The organism is Psychromonas aquatilis (assembly GCF_038155185.1).
Lineage (GTDB): Bacteria > Pseudomonadota > Gammaproteobacteria > Enterobacterales > Psychromonadaceae > Psychromonas > Psychromonas aquatilis.
Genome location: NZ_JBAKAZ010000404.1, coordinates 1 through 214 on the forward strand (window position 1 = coordinate 1; position 214 = coordinate 214).

Consider the following 214-nt stretch of genomic DNA (forward strand, 5'->3'; position numbering starts at 1 on the left):
TCTTAAATTAGGTACAGAGTTAGATCTTTACCATATTAAAGAAGAAGGACCAGGTATGGTATTCTGGCATCCAAACGGATGGACTATTTTCCGTGAGCTAGAAAGTTATATTCGTGAGCAAACGCTTGCCTTTGGTTATCAAGAAGTGAAAGCACCGCAGAACTTAGATCGTTCTTTATGGGAGAAATCAGCTCACTGCGATAAATATAAAGAT

Annotated in this window: 1 pseudogene; it reads left to right on the forward strand. The window is 38.3% G+C overall.

Going from position 1 to position 214, the window contains the following annotated elements:
* A pseudogene (thrS, locus tag V6256_RS15950) lies at positions 1-214 on the forward strand (threonine--tRNA ligase); the annotation flags it as partial.